Origin of the sequence: Sphingomonas sp. 2R-10 (genome assembly GCF_030062225.1) — a bacterium.
Lineage (GTDB): Bacteria > Pseudomonadota > Alphaproteobacteria > Sphingomonadales > Sphingomonadaceae > Sphingomonas.
The window spans coordinates 35,815-51,176 of record NZ_JASCXF010000006.1 but is presented as its reverse complement, the minus strand read 5'-3'; the positions used below and the strand labels follow the sequence as shown (position 1 = coordinate 51,176).

Here is a 15,362-nt window from a genome sequence, read left to right as displayed (position 1 = left end):
GCCAAGACAATCAAGGAGGTGGAATGCACCATCGGGTGGGGATAGGATCGGTGTGGCGGCGCTGGGAGCCTCATGTCCACGCTCCGGGTACGCAACTCAATGATCTGTTCGCCGGCGCTACCGCGTGGGAAGATTACGTTGCAAAGCTGGAGGGCATCACGCCGGCGCTCGAGGTGATCGGTCTCACCGACTATTACAACACCGACACCTATGCCCGATTGCGCAAAGCGAAGGACGAGGAGGGACGGCTCCCGAATTGCGAGACGTTGTTTCCGAACATCGAAATGCGACTTGGCCTCGGCACAGCGGCCGGAGCCTGGGTGAATGTTCACCTGCTCGTGTCACCGGAAGACCCACATCATCTGACCGAGCTCAACCGCATCCTGTCGAACATCACCTTTGCGGCGCTCGACGATCGCTTCAGCTGCACACCCACCGAGCTTGCCAGGCTTGGCTTCGCCGCGGACCCGTCGATCCGCGATGAGGGGGCGGCGCGGCGCCACGGATCGACGCAATTCAAGGTCAGCTTCGACCAGTTGAAAGAGCTTTTCAGCAGCTTCCGCTGGGCACGCGACAACATCATCGTTGCAGTTGCGGCGGGGGCGGACGGCACCTCGGGTCTTCGTGACGGCGCCGATGCGACGCTGCGCCGGGAGGTCGAAAAGTTCGCGCGCGCGGTCTTCTCCGCGACGCCGCGGGACCGGGACTTCTGGTTGGGCCGCAAGCTGCCGCAGGATGAGTTTCACCGGAAATACGGCACGGCAAAGCCCTGCCTGCACGGCAGCGACGCGCATGAACTCGAGCGCGTCGGCGCGCCTTATGGCAATCGCTTCAGCTGGATCAAAGGCGCGCCGACCTTCGACGCGCTCCGGCAGGCGTGCATTACCCCGGAACGTGCGTTCGTAGGGGAAGTCCCACCGACTGGTGCGTCGCGATCACAGGTCATCACCAGCGTGGCGATCCGGAACGCGGTATGGGCAGCGACGCCCGACATCCCCCTTAATCCGGGTCTCGTGACGATCATCGGTGCGCGAGGATCAGGTAAGACCGCCCTAGCCGAACTTATCGTTGCCGGCTGTGACGCCGTTCCGCTTCCGCTCGACCGTCACAAGCAGTCCTTCCTCTACCGGGCCCGGGATTTTCTCGAGGATGTCGCGGTCGAGATCCGCTGGGCGGCAGGCACGACCGACGCGCGATCGATTGCGGATGCGACAGAGGACGACATCTTTCAGATCAGGCGGGCGCAGTATCTATCCCAGCAGTTCGTCGATCGGCTGTGCTCGTCGGACGGCGTCTCCGACGAATTGCTCCGCGAGGTCGAGCGTGTTGTCTTCGACTCTCACTCGGTCAGCACCCGCGACGGCGCAACCGACTTTGACGCGCTGCTGGATTTGAGGGCGGCGCGACACCGCGAGGCGCGGGTTCGGGACGAGACTGCCCTGATCAACCTGTCGGATCGGATCGGGGAGGAGATCGAGAAGACCAAGAGCATCGCCACGCTGCAGAAGCTGATCGCCGAGCGCGAGCAGTCGGTTGCCCGGGCCGCGCAGGAGCGCGCGGCCTTGATGAAGAAGGGAGATGCGCAGACGACCGCGCGTCTGAACGAGGTCAGTGCCGCCGCCGAGACCGTGCGGGGGTTCGTCCGGTACTTCAGCTTGCAGGAGCAACAGCTCCTCACCTTGCAGGACGAGGTTGCCGACTATCGGCGAAACCAATCGCCCGAGACATTGCGCCGGCTACAGGCGAAGTTCGGCTCAAGCGGCTTGAAGGGGGCGGATTGGGATCCGTTCGGCACCGATTTCATCGGCGTGGTCGGTGAGGTGCTGGCCGATCGGCTGCAGAAGTCGCGGGCGAGCAGCGCGTCCTGGAAAGGCGTTCCCGTCGATCCGGCGCTACCTTCCGTCCCGCTGGCACCGGATTGCGAGCTTGCGCGCCAGCCACTAGCAACGCTCGAACGCGAAATCCTGCGGTTGAGCCAGATCATTAACGTTGATCGCGTAACGCAGGAGAAGTTTACGCAGCTGACCAATCGCATAACGGGCGAGGGTGATCTCGCAAAGGGATTGAAGGAGCGGCTGGCGGACGCCAAGGGGGCGGCCCAGCGCCGGGAAGCCCTGACCACGGAACGGACGATGGCCTATCGCAACGTCTTCGACGCCGTGATCGCGGAGGAGCGGGTTCTCAATGATCTCTACGCCCCCATCAAGGCGAGGCTCGAGGCGGCGCCGGGGACGCTCGGCAAGCTGTCCTTCACGGTGCGACGGGTCGCAAATGTGCAGCAATGGGCGCGCGCAGGAGAAGCGTTCGTCGACCTACGCAAAGCCGGGCCTTTCAAAGGCCGGGGAACGCTGCTCGAATTGGCCGACGAGCACCTTCGCCGAGCCTGGCTAAGCGGTACGGCGGATGAAGTCTCCGATGCCATGCGGGCCTTCCGCGCTGCCCACGATCAGGTTCTGTTGGCGAGCTCGCGGGTGAGCGAGACTGACCCCGCGGCGCACCGCGCATGGCTTCGCGCGTTCGCCAAGTGGCTGTACAGCACCGATCATATCAGCGTGCAATATTCGGTGAGGTACGATGGCACCGATATCCGGAATCTGTCGCCGGGCACGCGGGGGATCGTATTGCTCCTTCTATATCTGGCGCTGGATCAATCCGACGACCGGCCGCTGATTATCGATCAGCCTGAGGAGAATCTCGACCCCAAGTCGATCTTCGACGAGCTGGTGCCGCTGTTCGCGCAGGCGAAACTTCAGCGTCAGGTTATCATGGTGACGCACAACGCCAATCTCGTCATCAACACCGACGCGGATCAGATCATCATTGCAGAGGCAGGCACGCATGTGCCGGGCGAGATGCCGCCAATCTCCTACCGGTCGGGCGGCTTGGACGAGCAGGACATTCGCGAACGAGTCTGTGCCATTCTCGAGGGCGGCGAAGAAGCGTTCAGGGAGCGGGCTCGTCGCCTACGCGTCGCGCTATGACGGTCAGGTTTTCGAGACGATGTCCTCTTCGGGCCCAAGAAGGTTAAGGGCGGTGATGCCTGATGGCGTAAGGGTGAAGCTGCCGTCGGCTTGTTCTAGCCAGAACCCCTTCGCGGTCATCGAACCTGTTGCCGCGGCGAAGCTTTGCGCGCGTACGTTGCGGGGTACAAGGTCGAGCGGTTCTGCCATAAGCCGCTGGACGTCAGCACTCGTGAACCGGCGAACGCTGCGTCGTGCGTCAGGCTTTAGAACGTTCAACAACGTGTCGAGCCAGACCTGCTCCATCGGCGGCTGCGGTTTCACTCCGAATATATTCTGCATCGAACCCTCCTTTCTGGCACTGCGAGATGGTGGCGCGCGCTGCAGCGCGCAAGAAACGGCAGCGGTAAACGCCGAGGCTGCAAAGTCCGGGAGCCTTGGCTCCCGGGCTGTCTGAAACCTTCAGAAGAGGATACCGGCGGCGCGAGCGCGCCGGCACGATGATCCTAAAGCTTGTCCTTCAGCCCCTTGGCGGCGGTGAATGCCAGCTTCTTCGACGCGGCGATCTTGATCGCCTCGCCCGTCGCCGGATTGCGACCGTCCCGTTCGGGCCGATCCTTAACCGCGAACTTGCCGAAGCCGGGAATGGCGACCTCTTCACCCCTGGCAGCGGCGCCGGCGATCTGGTCGAACACCGCGTTGATCGCGGTCTTGGCGTCTGCCTCGCTGGTGCCCGTCACGCCCGCGACGCCCTTGGCCAGTTCACTGATGTTCATGCGAGTCTACTCCCTGAGAAATCCGGCGCGACCATTAGGCATGACGGGCCACGAAACAAAGACGATATGGCATGTAGACGGGCGGGGAGCCTTACCGCGCTCAACGCTTCGCCAACCGCTCACGTGTGATCCGCGGATCCTCGTACATATCCCGAATGGCGCGCCGCCGAAATACATTCCACCAGCGTTGCCAGCGATGTTCGGCCGCGTCATGGATCATGTGGCAGCGCTGGCACAGCGCCGCCAGATTGGCAGATGCGCTGTTGCCGGGATCGTGATCGAGATGTGCGCAGGCCAGAACGACGTAGGTCGTGCGAACCGCGGCCAGCGCGAAGCCGCCCTTGAGCACGATCCGCCTGCCACGCGTCGAACGCCAGCACTTTGCGTCCGCATCCCACCAGCGGCCGTCGCCCAGATGGGCCACCCGCCGCATGTGCGGTCGCGCGCAATGCTCGCACCGCGCACCGGCCCGCTCGAACCGGACGGTAATGGACAACTGCCGCCAGTCGATCGGATATAGCCAGCGGTTCTCGGGGCGGATCGGCATGACGATTTTATGAGTCACCAAGCCAGCGAACGAAAGCATTAAATTCATGATTTGTTAGCGCTTCGTATCTTCTTCGTTTCTCTCCGCAGGCCGGGAGAGTGCATCTGGCCGGAGCGCTCCACGAGGCGACCGCCCGCAGCGGTTCATGGGCCGATGACGCGGCGACAACCCTGTTCCTTGCCGGGCTCGCCGCCCGCGAAGCGGCCGGGACGGGTGGCCGGTCCTGTGGGCGAGTTGCCGATCCGATCTGTACGCCCCGGCACTGGCCCAGGCGGGGCTGCCCTCTGCCAATGTCATCCATGCGCAACCGCCCAACGATGCCACCCTGCTGGCGGTCATCGAGGACGCGGTGCGTGACGGCACGCCGTCCGCGATCGTCGCCGCGGCAGGCAAGGTGTCGATGATCGCCACTCGTCGCCTGCAACTGGTGGCAGCGGAAGCCGACATGTCTGCTACCGCATTGCCCCGAGCGCTGGCCGCTTGAGCTCTACTAGGATACCGCCTCGCAAACGAATGAGATTGGCCGCGCCCAGGGCGTGACCGCTGCCTTCAACGGGATCGTCCGTCAGCTTCGCAAAGCAGGGCGATATGAGGATGTGTTGCCTCGGTGAGCAAACGACCGACGATCGAGGCACCTTACAAGACGCTTGCCGAATGGGCGGCTGATCGCACCAATATACGGATTGTATGTGCCTGCGGCCACACCATGAACATGCCGGCAGCCGACATTCTCGGACGCTTCAAAGGCGACGGCGAGGTGTCATCCAAGGTCATCCGGCTACGCTGCCGCGGGTGCGGTCGCCGCGGTCATGCGTCCGTGTCGTCGATCCCGATTTTCCGGCGGTAGGCCATCAGCCGTCGCCGATTGTCAGCGCTGATCGACCACCATCTGCCTTTCCGGCAAGACCAGGCACCTCATCGAGCTGGCGGAGGTCGGTGAATGTGCCGCAATCCTCACGATAACGCAGATCTCGAAGCCATGCCCCTTGAGCTCGGGCACAGCATCCAGTTCATCGGCCGTGGCGGTGTTGACGTTGACGAGGGTGGCGTCGCTCATGGCGGTCCTTTTGCGATGGTGGCCGTCCAACGCGCATGTCGCGTCGCGGGACCCATGCTCAAGCCCGCAAACGCCGGGGTGCGATAGCGATCGCAGCCCCATCGCTGCCATGGAAGCTACGCGGTCAGGCCGGCTCGGTCTGGGCCGGCTTTCGGCCCCGCCGCTTGGGCTCTGTGGCGGCCTCATTTGCGGCGACAGCCTTCGAGGGCTTGCGGCCAAGCCCGATCTTTTTCGCCATATCGCGGCGCGCTTCCGAATACCCTTGTGCCACCATCGGGTAATCGGCCTTGAGGTTGTAGCGCGCGCGATACTCCTCCGGGGTCGTCCCATGGGTCGACAAGTGCCTGCGCAGGGTCTTGTAGGGCTTGCCGTCGATCATCGAAATGATGTGATCCTTGCTGGCAAGCGACTTCCTGACGCTCACGGCCGCCACATGCTCGGTGGGCTGTTCTGATGCGGGCTCCGCGACATTGCCGGCCAGCGCATTCACGGCCTCGTGCATCGAGTTGAGGAAGGCGGGGACAGCATCAGCGTCTGCACGGGTATTGGGATTTCCCAGCCAGGCAATCGTCAGTTCGGTCGCCAGTTCGATCGTATTCAAGGTTTCGTCCATCTGAATGCCCCTATCGCGAGCCGGCGCTACTGCCCAACTGATACCTTCATGTAGCTGAACTCATTGGCTGTTCCACCCCCGGAATGACTTCCATCGCTTGGGTATCGCTTGCGCCCTGAAATTATGTCAAAAATCCTCTCAGGGGGTCAAGGCAGATGGTAGATCATAACTTCGAGCGCTTGAAGGCCCACATCCTGCCCCGGTCGGTTGCGAAAGATTTCGAATCCGCACGATCAGAGTGGGACCTGATATATGTCGAGATTAGTGACGAACCAGACCATTGCCCCTGCGGGCAGCAGATTCTGGAACATTGCTATATCCGGAACCGTCTCACTCACCGTGAAACCTATGTCGGCAACATATGCATCAATCGATTTCTCGGCATCGATACCGGCAACCTCTTCGACGGATTGAAAAGGATTCGGAGCGATCCATCGGCCAATGCAAATGAGTCGGTGATCGAATATGCCAGGCGCAAAGGCTTTCTATACGAGAGTGAATATCAGTTTCTTCATAGCACCAAACTCAAGAGAAAACTGAGCGACCGCCAAGTGGCTTGGAAGGTGAAGATCAATCGCCGTATCCTCAGTCAGACCGTGGTGCAGAGACGGACAGAAAGGTCCTCGGGCTAGGAGCGTGGCTTTACACCTGAGCTATTGCATAGAGCCAGGCAAGTCGGCAAATATTGGGACATTGCATCGTCCAGTGGCTTGCCTCACCTGAGCGCCTACGGGTTCGAGACCATGAGGCGTGAAGGACTGGTATGGGTATTGTGGTGTCGGCGACGAAGGTCGTGACGGTCAATGATGCTCATCAGAACGGTGTCGATACGTCGGTTGAAGCGAATCCCACCTTCGGGAGACTGAAGGGCATCCGGCTTGTTCACGTCTATAGCCGAAACCAGAAGGGCGATCGGCGCGACGATGGCAATCCCCTGATGCACGCGCTGAAGGCACGGCGGGGCTTCACCATCGCGCCGTTCTGGGTACAGCAACTCATGACGCGCGCGCGTCAGATTCTCGAGAAAGTGAAGGAGGATCTGCAGGGCTTTGATCATTGCCTGCCGATCCCGTCGTCGTCGCCTTTCTGCGCGCAATTCGCGGCTTTGGTCTCCGACATATCCGGCGCACCGCTCCTGGATCCTTCCTTCCTGCGGAAAAGGCAGGTCGGTGAGCTTCTGGCGGACGCCCGCGCCGCGCCCCCTCGGATGCGGCCGGGCTTGAGAGGCGCCTTTGCCTCGCAGCTGCACGCTTGGGACCAGATGGAGCCGACGGCGGTCTATCAGGCCAAGGACATCGATGTAGGACTTCGCCCGTTCTTCGGTGCCTTTACGCTGGGGGGAGATCCGCCGGAGCTGCATGGCAAGCGCGTTCTCATCGTGGATGACCTGTTCGCAAGCGGATCGTCGCTGCTGTCGGTAAGGGAAATCCTGCAGAACCAGCTTGGTGCCGAGGTGGCGGGCGTCTGCTTTCTCAGCGGTGTGTAAGGTCAAAATCATGATCTTGACCTCACACGCCATTATGCCTACATCAAACGCACAGTTTGGAGCGATCCACGACCTTGTATCAACCTCAGGGTCGTTAAATATGAGGCAGGGCGTAAAAAACCTTGCAGGTCCGTGCTGGCACCGTGTCCCGAGGTCATACCCGTAAGGGGAAAGTATCGGGAAGCCACGAAGCGGGTGGCGCTAATAGGGAAAGGGAGGCTGAAAGGCCTCCCTTTTTCGTATTGTCCGGTTTCGATGCGTTTAGCACGCTCTCAACCACACCGCACGTCCGGAGTACGGTTCGCAGGCGGCTCAGCCGCCTGCAGCAACGTTCACTCCTCCCAGAGCGGCTTGAACTTGCGGTTCCGCTTGCGGGCGGGGCGGGGTGCCTCGGGCATACCGAGTGCTTCGATTTCTGCCTGTATGCTGGCCAGTTCCGCGAGCCAGCTTTGGGTGCGTGCGGTCTGAGTGTGCATGTGAGCCTCCTGTTCGTTTACGACAGGGGCGGGCTGACGAGCGGAATGGGTTGGGGTCAGGGACCGCGCAGCGGCCGCGAAGCGGGGCACGGAGGAACCGGTTTGCGCAGCAAATTGGAGGGGCCGTGCATCCTTGACGCCGGCCCATTCCGCTTGTCACGATGGACAGCCGTCGACGACAGAGCCTTTCCGACGTTGGTGGGGAGCGGGGAGGCCGCCTCACGGCGACACCTCCTGCTTCCTCCGCGCCGTCACGCGGACCGGACGGTCTGCGATGCCAGGATCGCGCCGGTCAGCTCGTCACTGTCGATTTCACCGGCGATATAGCGGGCGTTGAGCAGCTCGATCTCGTCGGAGAGGATGCCGCCTTCGTAGCGGACGTCGCCGCGTGCGAAGTCCACCTCACGGTGACGGCGTGCGCGCTCGATTGCGCTGATCCGGTTAATCGTTTCGACGGTCATGATGCGATCCTTTTGAGAAATAGAGGGAAAGCCCCACCGGCTATGCGTCGGGGCGATCCGGGTCATCGTTCATCTACGCGCATGATGGTGAGGACGCGCGTGGTCCGGGAGGGATCGGCCGGATCCTCCGAGCCTGCGGTCAGATCAGGATTATAATAGTCGATCTTCCAGTAGCAGTCCGTCCCCTCGAATTCGAACTTGCCCATGTCGCGCTCGCCGTACGGGTCGATACTCAGGTAAAAACTGTCGTAATCGCGGATGGCGCGCATCAGCTCGGCTCGCTTGTGGAAGTTGCGGAACAGGCTGACATCGCCGATCAGTGCGGCAATACCGCTGGTCATCACCACCCGGTTGTGGCCGGGAGCATGAATGTGTTCGCGCAGCCAGTCATTGTGGCAGGCGATCTCGCTGGCGCCACCTTTGGCGCGTCCGGATTGAGGCGTTTGCTCGGCCATGATGGTCTCCTCGTCCATGACCCCGCCAATCGGGGTCGTTCGACAGGCGACGGGACCGCCGGGGCATAGTTCGCCCGGCGCACCCGGAGGGTCGTAACAATAGTGGAGAAGCCCGCGTGCGGGCTTGCGCGGGTGTACGCCCCGGCAAGGACCCATCGCCCGGATGACCTTCTGATTGGCGAGAGGATGAGACCATTCCCCGAGCCATTGCTGGACGGCTGCGCCGATCGGGGAGTATCGTTCGCCGATGCAAGGCGCTGCCGACATCGTCACCCTGTGGCCACGCTGGATGGAGACCGCCGGCGAGATGCTGCGCCTGAACGCTCTGGTCCGGACGCGCTGCTCTGGCTGCGGGACATTAATGCGCGCCGACCTGAACGACATCGTGGCACGGCATGGTTCGGGATATTCGCTGGTCGACAGGCTGGAGCGCTGCCGGATGGTCGAGTGCATCGGTTCGACCTTTTATCTGGCCTCGCGCACCTATGGCAGCCGGTGGACGACGCTACTGCGCGACCCGATGCTGGTGACGGCGTTCGAGGAGTTGCCGCCCGTGCGGACGGCGCGTGGCTGAGCACCGGACATTCCAGCGCCAGCTCGACCGGACTTCATCAGGATACGGCAGGCAATGATGATGCATCGGCCGCGTCGTCCCGGTGTCGCTGGAGGCGAATAATCGGGGCGGCGTGTCTGCGCGCGATCTGGTCTGCCGCGACCGGGTGAGTCCTTGCGGAGCGCAGCGGGGCGGTTACGATCCCGGTCGGGACGATCAAGTCGACGGAGGCCGGATGCGCAACTTCACTGCAACCGTAAAGGAGCGCGACGTCGATCAGCCGTGCTTTGTGGTCATCGAACTGGATGCCGAGCCTTCCGAGCGCCACATCGTGCTCGACCTGCCGGCAGGCACGACGATCGAGGATGCGCAGGACGTGGCGCGGATGCTTAACCGCAGGATCGAACGTGCCCGGATCGGGTTGCTGGGCTGAAATGGACGAGGCGGAACGCCTGCTCCAGCAGCGGATCACCGAGGAAGAAGCGCATCTGGTCGCCCGGAACCTGATCGAGGAGCATGGTGAGTCCGTGGCCGCGTTCGTCAATGGCAAGGTCACCGCGGCGATCGACTGTGTCGATCTGGCCGGGATCCTCCGATGGTCGACCATCCGGAACGCCGTGTCGATGGCCCTACGCGGAGGTACGACCCGTCGCCAATGAGGCCAGACGTATGCGAAGGGTAGATACGCGGTCCGCGCCGCATGACGTTCCCCGATACGTGCTGCGAGGTTCGAACAACCAACCGGGCCATCATCCGCGTAACCCGCCGATGCTCATGCGGACGACCTGCCTACGGCCGGACCGACGGACTTCTGTATCGCGTCCGGCTATTCCATCTGGCGCGATGGGTGAGACCTAATCGCCGGCTCGTCGATGAGCTTTTGGATGCGCCCTATCGGAGTGTCGTTGATGGGACGGATCGTCTCCCCGCAGCCCGGGCAGTCGATAGTTCGTTCGAGGCGCAGCGTCTTGTACGGGATGTTCGATGTGCGGCCGCACACCGGACATCCCGTTTGCGCGAGGATGTCGTCTAGGTCGTGCGCCACGCCGCCCTTCATAGCCCGGGACAGGTGTTCCCAGGAAGACTGCGTAGGCCATTGCGGCCGGGCCGGGGCAGGTTCGATGCCTGCCCCGACCCGTTAAGGCATCGACCGGAACCGTGCCTGTCGGCAGCACCGCCCCGGCGGGGCGGAGGGACGTGCCTGTGCCCGGGAAAACAGATCCGGCGCGGCAGCGTCCGTCAGTCGATCGTCACCCGAATGGGCCGAGACCCGACAGTGGCTCGGTGGAGCGTCAGCGGAATAGAGCGGCGGTCCCGGCTTGCCAGGAGACGCCAGCACCCTTCTCGATCCCGATGCGCAAGCCGCATAGGTCGAGAGCCATGCACATTTCCCGTCATCTTGATGCCAAAACGTTTCGTGAGGAGGCCATGGCGCTCAAGGTGGTGAGGATCCGGACGACCTGAACGTTGCGTTCGGAATGCAATAGTTCAGTTATTCCGGACAGCCCAAGCCCGCCCGAATGTTAAGCAAACTGGACAATTCATGCAATCGGTGCTATCTAGGCTGCACAAGGAGGCAAGTATGCCCAACGCCGCACTGATGCCTGCTGACGAGGTCAAGTTGCAGAGCCTTACCGAGGACGAGGTACGTGCTGCCCTCGAGCAGCACAATCCCGGAGCTCCCGTCGGGAATGTCCGCGCCATGGCGGCGATCCTGACCATCGTCTCCGACGTTCTGGCAGAGCTTCCGGAGGCGCGGCGCCGTGAACTTGCCCGCGGCAAGAGCAGATTCCGGGAAGCACTCAAGATGGCGACCGGTGGTGCGGGCGCCGGGCCGGAACGGCTCCATATCGAGACATCTGGGCGGGTGGAAAAGAGCCAGGGTAGTGGACTGGGCGAGCGGATTGGTGCCGTGGAGGGCAGGGCACGCCTCGACCGCTACGCACAGGTACGACCACTGGAAAGCTGGGCAGGGCCGGTCGCCGGCGCCGGGGAGATCGAGCAGCGGCTTGGAATTCCGCGCTCGACGCTGAGCAGCTGGCAGCAGCGCGGCGTGGTTATTGGATTGCTTCGCGGAGAACGGAAGCTGGCTTACCCGCTCGAACAGTTCGTCGATGCCCGCCCCCTCGAAGGTATCGCTGAGGTGCTCAAAGTGGCACCCGATGCCCGCTCGGCCTGGCTGTGGTTGCGTCAGCCGCATGGGGCGCTCGCGGGGCGCTCGCCTCTCGTGGTGCTGGGGACGCCGGGCACGCGCGATCGGGTCGTGCAGGTCGCCGGGCGCGACTTCACATAGACCGATGTCGCTCGATCCGGCGATCATCGCACAATTCACCATCCGCTTCGAACCCATCGGCTATATCCGCGCTACACCCTGGGACCATCGGGCTACCCCGCTCGGCATGGGCTATGGCAACACCCGCTTCGCCAGCCCGACGAATGATTTCACGTTGCTCTACATCGCCGTCGACCTGCCCACGAGCATCGCGGAGGCAATCGTGCGCGACCGTTTCGAGGGGCACGTCGCTCGTGAACTGATGCGCAGCGAACTAGCCGACTGGGGCGTGTGCGAGGTGTCGGCAAAAACGCCGCTCGCCGTCCTTGACCTGCGCGGCGATGCCTGCTTCGAACTGGGCGTTTCGACGGACATCGTCGGTGCGAAGGGACAGGACGAAGCGCGTACCTTCAGCCAAGCCCTGTACGATGGCACCGACCTCGACGGCATTCTCTATCGATCGCGGCTGCGCAAGCGGCACGACTGCGTCGCCGTGTACGATCGAGCGGTGTCGTCCGGGCTGGATGCGACACCGGTCGAGCCGCTGGAGACGCTGGCCGGAACGCTGCCGGCGCTGCGCGCGCTGAAGACAGCGCTGATCGCCTGAACCGATGCCGTTTCTGCCCGCCATCGAGACCCCGTTCAGGCGGCATGCCCGGAGTCTCACGACGCCGCTTGCCGTACGCTTCGATCCGACCGCATGGCAGCAGGCCTTTTCTGCGGTCGCGGAACCGACTGTGCAGGACAGACAATTGCTCGACGCCGCCTTGTGGGTGGGACGGGAGGTGCATGCGCTCCACGCGGGGCAGGAGAACCGGTTCGGACGACTGGCACCGGCCGATGCCGTGATCCTGGCGGTCGCATCGGTCAACCGGCAATTCCAGGTCACGAACGTCAATGCCCTCGCCGAGCGCGAGCGCGCTTCGCGCGCCGGCGCGCTGGCCTTCGATCATCTCTCCAATGTCCGGATCGACAACGAATTCGGCCAGCGGATGACGTCGGGCGACTTTATCGAGCCGGCCATCGATGCGCTCGAATCCTGGTTGTTCGATGCCGTGCGGCTGCCCGGCGACGCTAGCTCCGGATCATGCCAGAACGATCGGGCGGCGATCACCGATGGCCTGATGATATTCTACTCGCTGCGCCGGGCGCTAAAGGGATTGTTCGACAAGGCGCTGTACCTTGGCCACCACCTGTCAGGCATCCCCCGCAACCAGTGGCATCCGCTCGATCAAGGTTTCGCCGAGCTCGGACAGGCGTGGCAAGGGCGCAGCGAGGCAAACCAGATCAGCGGCCCCTTGCATCTCAGCGCTGCGTGGACGCGGATGTCGCCGGCGCAGCGGCGCAAGCGGGGGCTGCGCCGATCCGTGATCGGGGCACGCCACAGGGCGGAAAACGCCGAACTGGTCGTGGGCGATCTGACCTATCTGTCGCGCAAACCGACATTCCGCGCGATGGATCGGCTCGCTCTTGACGAGTCATACGTTCGGATCTTTCTGGACCGGGCAATGCCGCTACATCCCGATCTGACACCCGCCCTGCTGGTGGATGCATGGTGGGTGATTGCCGATGCGGCGCATGCTCTGTGGGCGATCGCGCCGATATCGGCGACATTGTCCGAACGGGAGGCGCGGGGGATGGCGTGCGCCGTCTCGCGAGCGACACTCGAATCTGCCCTTGTTGACGCCCTCGACATCGAGCGCGGCCAGGCGGCGGAGGTGATCGACTTCCTGACATTCGCGGAGAAACCGAAGGTCACGCGCGGCAAGCGCGCGCGCCGCGATACCGGCGACAGAGAGCAAGGCCATCGGGGCTTGTGGTCCGCACCCCTTGTCCGCGTGCCGGACGAGGACACGATCCTGTTGCCGCGCGCCGTCTTCGAGGTCGGATCGTCGCTTTATCGTGTCGAGGCGTGGCTGGAAAAGGGGGGCATCGATGACACGGAGATCGAGCATCGTGGGGAGGTGTTCGAGGCATCGTATCGTAGCCGGATCGTCGATGCGGTCGGATCCAACGCCAGCCTGCCCAAGGCGGCGGTCGTTGCAGGTGGGATCGACGCGAGTGATGATTTCGTCGAACAGATTGACCTCGTCATCCGCCTTGGATCGAAGTTGCTGGTGGGCGAGATCAAGTTCCTGCTGACCCCTGCCGATCCGCACCAATGGCAACGCCATTTCGTGAAACTGGCGGATGCGGCAGAGCAGGCGAACAGGAAAGCCCGCTTGCTGGCGTCGAGGCCCGACGTCATTGCCCAAGCTTTGGGCATGACAGAGGCAGACGCGCAGGATTTGACGGTGACGCCGCTGGTCGTCCTTAATCACGGCGCGGGCTTCTCGCTGGACGTCGATGGTTGCCGCGTTGTCGATGCGGAGTTTCTCTGGACCTATCTCAATGCACCACGGATGACGGTCGCAGGTGCGCGCATGACCAAGGGCCGTATCGCCGAACGGGTCGTCCAGCTTTACTCGGACGAAACCGATGCCGCGGAAAAATTCGACCGGGCCATGGCAAAGCCGCTACTCCTTGAAAAGCTCATGGGCCGGATTGAATGGAGCATGGTGCCCTATCCCCGCCCAAGCGGCGGTCGCTTTTACGTGGCCTCTCCGTTCCGCGGCGATCTGACCGTGGTCGAGCGCATCGAGGGCGCAGGGCTATTCAACCTTGCGGTTTAACGTTCCGGCCAGCGCCGAACGCCGCATTCGAATTACATCAAAGCCCGACCCGAACAGCATGATCGCACGCTGTAGTTGCGCGTCTCAGGAGCACATCTGGGCGACGGTGGACCCTCAGCGATGCTTTCGGGCACATCGATAGCGCCGGGAATGCAGATGACGCGAAACACCGGGCCGAGTCATTAACATTTCGGCGCGATCAACATTCCTCGTCATGTTTCGGCTTTAGAGGATGTCCATGCCCATTATGGAAACACCAACAGACGTCACACCCACGGGAGAGGATCAGGATTCCGACATTCCAACCACCCAAGGACCACGATCGCCGCTAGGGTCTGGCGTGGTGACGTTTCTTTCGACGATAAACGTCGCGACCCTCCTCAGTCTCTCGTTCGGCCTCTGCTATTTTTACAGTCACGCCTATCATGAAGCGTATCTTGGCCGGTTCGGGCTGGATACCAACGCCATCCCCGTAGCGGTCCAGGACGCGATCGTAGATGGTTTTCTCGGTCTCAATGAGAATGTCCTGTGGCTGCTGGTGATCTTTGCCATCGTCATAGTCGCGTACGTCGCCGCTATCTGGTTCGGGTCGCGCTGGCTCGAGAAGATTGCGTCCGGGTACGGCATAACCGATCGTCCAGGTGCTCCGCCGGCCATGCTGGTCGAGTTTGGCAGAAGCGCGAGCTTTCGCGCCTCGCTGCTGGCCGCAGTGGCAGCGCTTGCCATGACGATAACGAGCGGCGCTGCCCTGGTCTTCGTCGGCTCGCCGGCCGACGCGGCCGGAAGCCGCGCCGCGGCGCAGCTCAGAGGGCAGGTGAGGTCGAACAAGGCGCTGTGCGTCCGCTACGGCCTCAAGGGGAAGGCGGTGATCATCGGTCGAAGCATCGGCAGCTCAGCGGAGCGTCAGTTCATTCTTGGCAACGACGACGCTGTCCATGCCGTCAAGTTCGATGACATGGACAGGTTGTACCAGACGCCTGTGAGGTGCCGCTGAGCGGCCGGTGTCTCCAAATGCAAGAACACCCGGGAGCCGA

Annotated in this window: 19 protein-coding genes; 11 read left to right on the top strand and 8 right to left on the bottom strand. The window is 62.8% G+C overall.

Annotated features, from left to right (window positions below; translation table 11 throughout):
* The first annotated feature begins 23 nt into the window (after nt 1–23).
* Nucleotides 24–2,981, top strand: coding sequence for a TrlF family AAA-like ATPase (locus QLH51_RS04185; RefSeq protein WP_283514284.1), 2,958 nt, complete (start codon nt 24–26; stop codon nt 2,979–2,981).
* Nucleotides 2,982–2,984: 3 nt separating this feature from the next.
* Here QLH51_RS04185 and QLH51_RS04180 read toward each other — a convergent pair whose 3' ends face one another.
* The 3 genes from QLH51_RS04180 to QLH51_RS04170 form a co-directional block, all read right to left on the bottom strand.
* Entirely contained in the window at nt 2,985–3,302 is a 318-nt protein-coding gene (locus tag QLH51_RS04180) for a hypothetical protein (protein WP_283514283.1), read from the bottom strand.
* A 164-nt stretch (nt 3,303–3,466) separates the two neighbouring features.
* Complete coding sequence (locus QLH51_RS04175) at nt 3,467–3,736, bottom strand: HU family DNA-binding protein (RefSeq protein ID WP_283514282.1); 270 nt, start codon at nt 3,734–3,736, stop codon at nt 3,467–3,469.
* A gap of 100 nt (nt 3,737–3,836) precedes the next feature.
* Nucleotides 3,837–4,283, bottom strand: coding sequence for a hypothetical protein (locus QLH51_RS04170; RefSeq protein WP_283514281.1), 447 nt, complete (start codon nt 4,281–4,283; stop codon nt 3,837–3,839).
* 349 nt (nt 4,284–4,632) lie between these two features.
* Here QLH51_RS04170 and QLH51_RS04165 point away from each other — a divergent pair, with 349 nt between their 5' ends.
* Complete coding sequence (locus QLH51_RS04165) at nt 4,633–4,767, top strand: hypothetical protein (protein ID WP_283514280.1); 135 nt, start codon at nt 4,633–4,635, stop codon at nt 4,765–4,767.
* A 384-nt stretch (nt 4,768–5,151) separates the two neighbouring features.
* On the opposite strand, the gene QLH51_RS04160 is transcribed toward QLH51_RS04165, so the two are convergent.
* Both QLH51_RS04160 and QLH51_RS04155 read right to left on the bottom strand, forming a co-directional pair.
* Nucleotides 5,152–5,340: a hypothetical protein gene (locus QLH51_RS04160; protein WP_283514278.1), complete on the bottom strand. Its 189-nt coding sequence runs from the start codon at nt 5,338–5,340 to the stop codon at nt 5,152–5,154.
* Between the two features lie 124 nt (nt 5,341–5,464).
* Nucleotides 5,465–5,953, bottom strand: coding sequence for a MucR family transcriptional regulator (locus tag QLH51_RS04155; RefSeq protein ID WP_283514276.1), 489 nt, complete (start codon nt 5,951–5,953; stop codon nt 5,465–5,467).
* A gap of 155 nt (nt 5,954–6,108) precedes the next feature.
* On the opposite strand from QLH51_RS04155, the gene QLH51_RS04150 reads away from it, so the two are divergent.
* Both QLH51_RS04150 and QLH51_RS04145 read left to right on the top strand, forming a co-directional pair.
* Nucleotides 6,109–6,585, top strand: coding sequence for a hypothetical protein (locus QLH51_RS04150; protein WP_283514275.1), 477 nt, complete (start codon nt 6,109–6,111; stop codon nt 6,583–6,585).
* A gap of 131 nt (nt 6,586–6,716) precedes the next feature.
* A complete protein-coding gene (locus QLH51_RS04145) occupies nt 6,717–7,439 on the top strand; it encodes a phosphoribosyltransferase family protein (RefSeq protein WP_283514274.1) in 723 nt (240 codons plus the stop codon).
* A gap of 332 nt (nt 7,440–7,771) precedes the next feature.
* Here the strand turns inward: QLH51_RS04145 and QLH51_RS04140 are convergent, their stop codons facing one another.
* The 3 genes from QLH51_RS04140 to QLH51_RS04130 all read right to left on the bottom strand — a co-directional run bounded on the left by QLH51_RS04140 (nt 7,772) and on the right by QLH51_RS04130 (nt 8,831).
* Entirely contained in the window at nt 7,772–7,915 is a 144-nt protein-coding gene (locus QLH51_RS04140; protein WP_283514273.1) for a hypothetical protein, read from the bottom strand.
* Nucleotides 7,916–8,166: 251 nt separating this feature from the next.
* The gene (locus QLH51_RS04135) at nt 8,167–8,376 is read right to left on the bottom strand and encodes an antitoxin VbhA family protein (RefSeq protein WP_283514272.1); all 210 of its coding nucleotides are present in this window, start codon (nt 8,374–8,376) and stop codon (nt 8,167–8,169) included.
* Nucleotides 8,377–8,438: 62 nt separating this feature from the next.
* Nucleotides 8,439–8,831: a DUF3768 domain-containing protein gene (locus QLH51_RS04130; RefSeq protein WP_283514377.1), complete on the bottom strand. Its 393-nt coding sequence runs from the start codon at nt 8,829–8,831 to the stop codon at nt 8,439–8,441.
* A gap of 247 nt (nt 8,832–9,078) precedes the next feature.
* Here QLH51_RS04130 and QLH51_RS04125 point away from each other — a divergent pair, with 247 nt between their 5' ends.
* The 7 genes from QLH51_RS04125 to QLH51_RS04095 all read left to right on the top strand — a co-directional run bounded on the left by QLH51_RS04125 (nt 9,079) and on the right by QLH51_RS04095 (nt 15,322).
* Entirely contained in the window at nt 9,079–9,405 is a 327-nt protein-coding gene (locus tag QLH51_RS04125; RefSeq protein ID WP_283514271.1) for a hypothetical protein, read from the top strand.
* 82 nt (nt 9,406–9,487) lie between these two features.
* Nucleotides 9,488–9,817: a hypothetical protein gene (locus tag QLH51_RS04120; protein WP_283514270.1), complete on the top strand. Its 330-nt coding sequence runs from the start codon at nt 9,488–9,490 to the stop codon at nt 9,815–9,817.
* 1 nt (nt 9,818) lies between these two features.
* Nucleotides 9,819–10,043 (top strand): hypothetical protein, encoded by a 225-nt coding sequence (locus QLH51_RS04115; RefSeq protein ID WP_283514269.1) that lies wholly within the window; start codon nt 9,819–9,821, stop codon nt 10,041–10,043.
* A 923-nt stretch (nt 10,044–10,966) separates the two neighbouring features.
* On the top strand, nt 10,967–11,677 hold the full coding sequence (locus QLH51_RS04110; protein WP_283514268.1) for an antitoxin Xre/MbcA/ParS-like domain-containing protein: 711 nt from the start codon (nt 10,967–10,969) through the stop codon (nt 11,675–11,677).
* 4 nt (nt 11,678–11,681) lie between these two features.
* On the top strand, nt 11,682–12,263 hold the full coding sequence (locus QLH51_RS04105) for an RES family NAD+ phosphorylase (RefSeq protein WP_283514267.1): 582 nt from the start codon (nt 11,682–11,684) through the stop codon (nt 12,261–12,263).
* 4 nt (nt 12,264–12,267) lie between these two features.
* Entirely contained in the window at nt 12,268–14,328 is a 2,061-nt protein-coding gene (locus tag QLH51_RS04100; protein ID WP_283514266.1) for a hypothetical protein, read from the top strand.
* Between the two features lie 340 nt (nt 14,329–14,668).
* The gene (locus QLH51_RS04095; RefSeq protein WP_283514265.1) at nt 14,669–15,322 is read left to right on the top strand and encodes a hypothetical protein; all 654 of its coding nucleotides are present in this window, start codon (nt 14,669–14,671) and stop codon (nt 15,320–15,322) included.
* Nucleotides 15,323–15,362 lie beyond the last annotated feature (40 nt).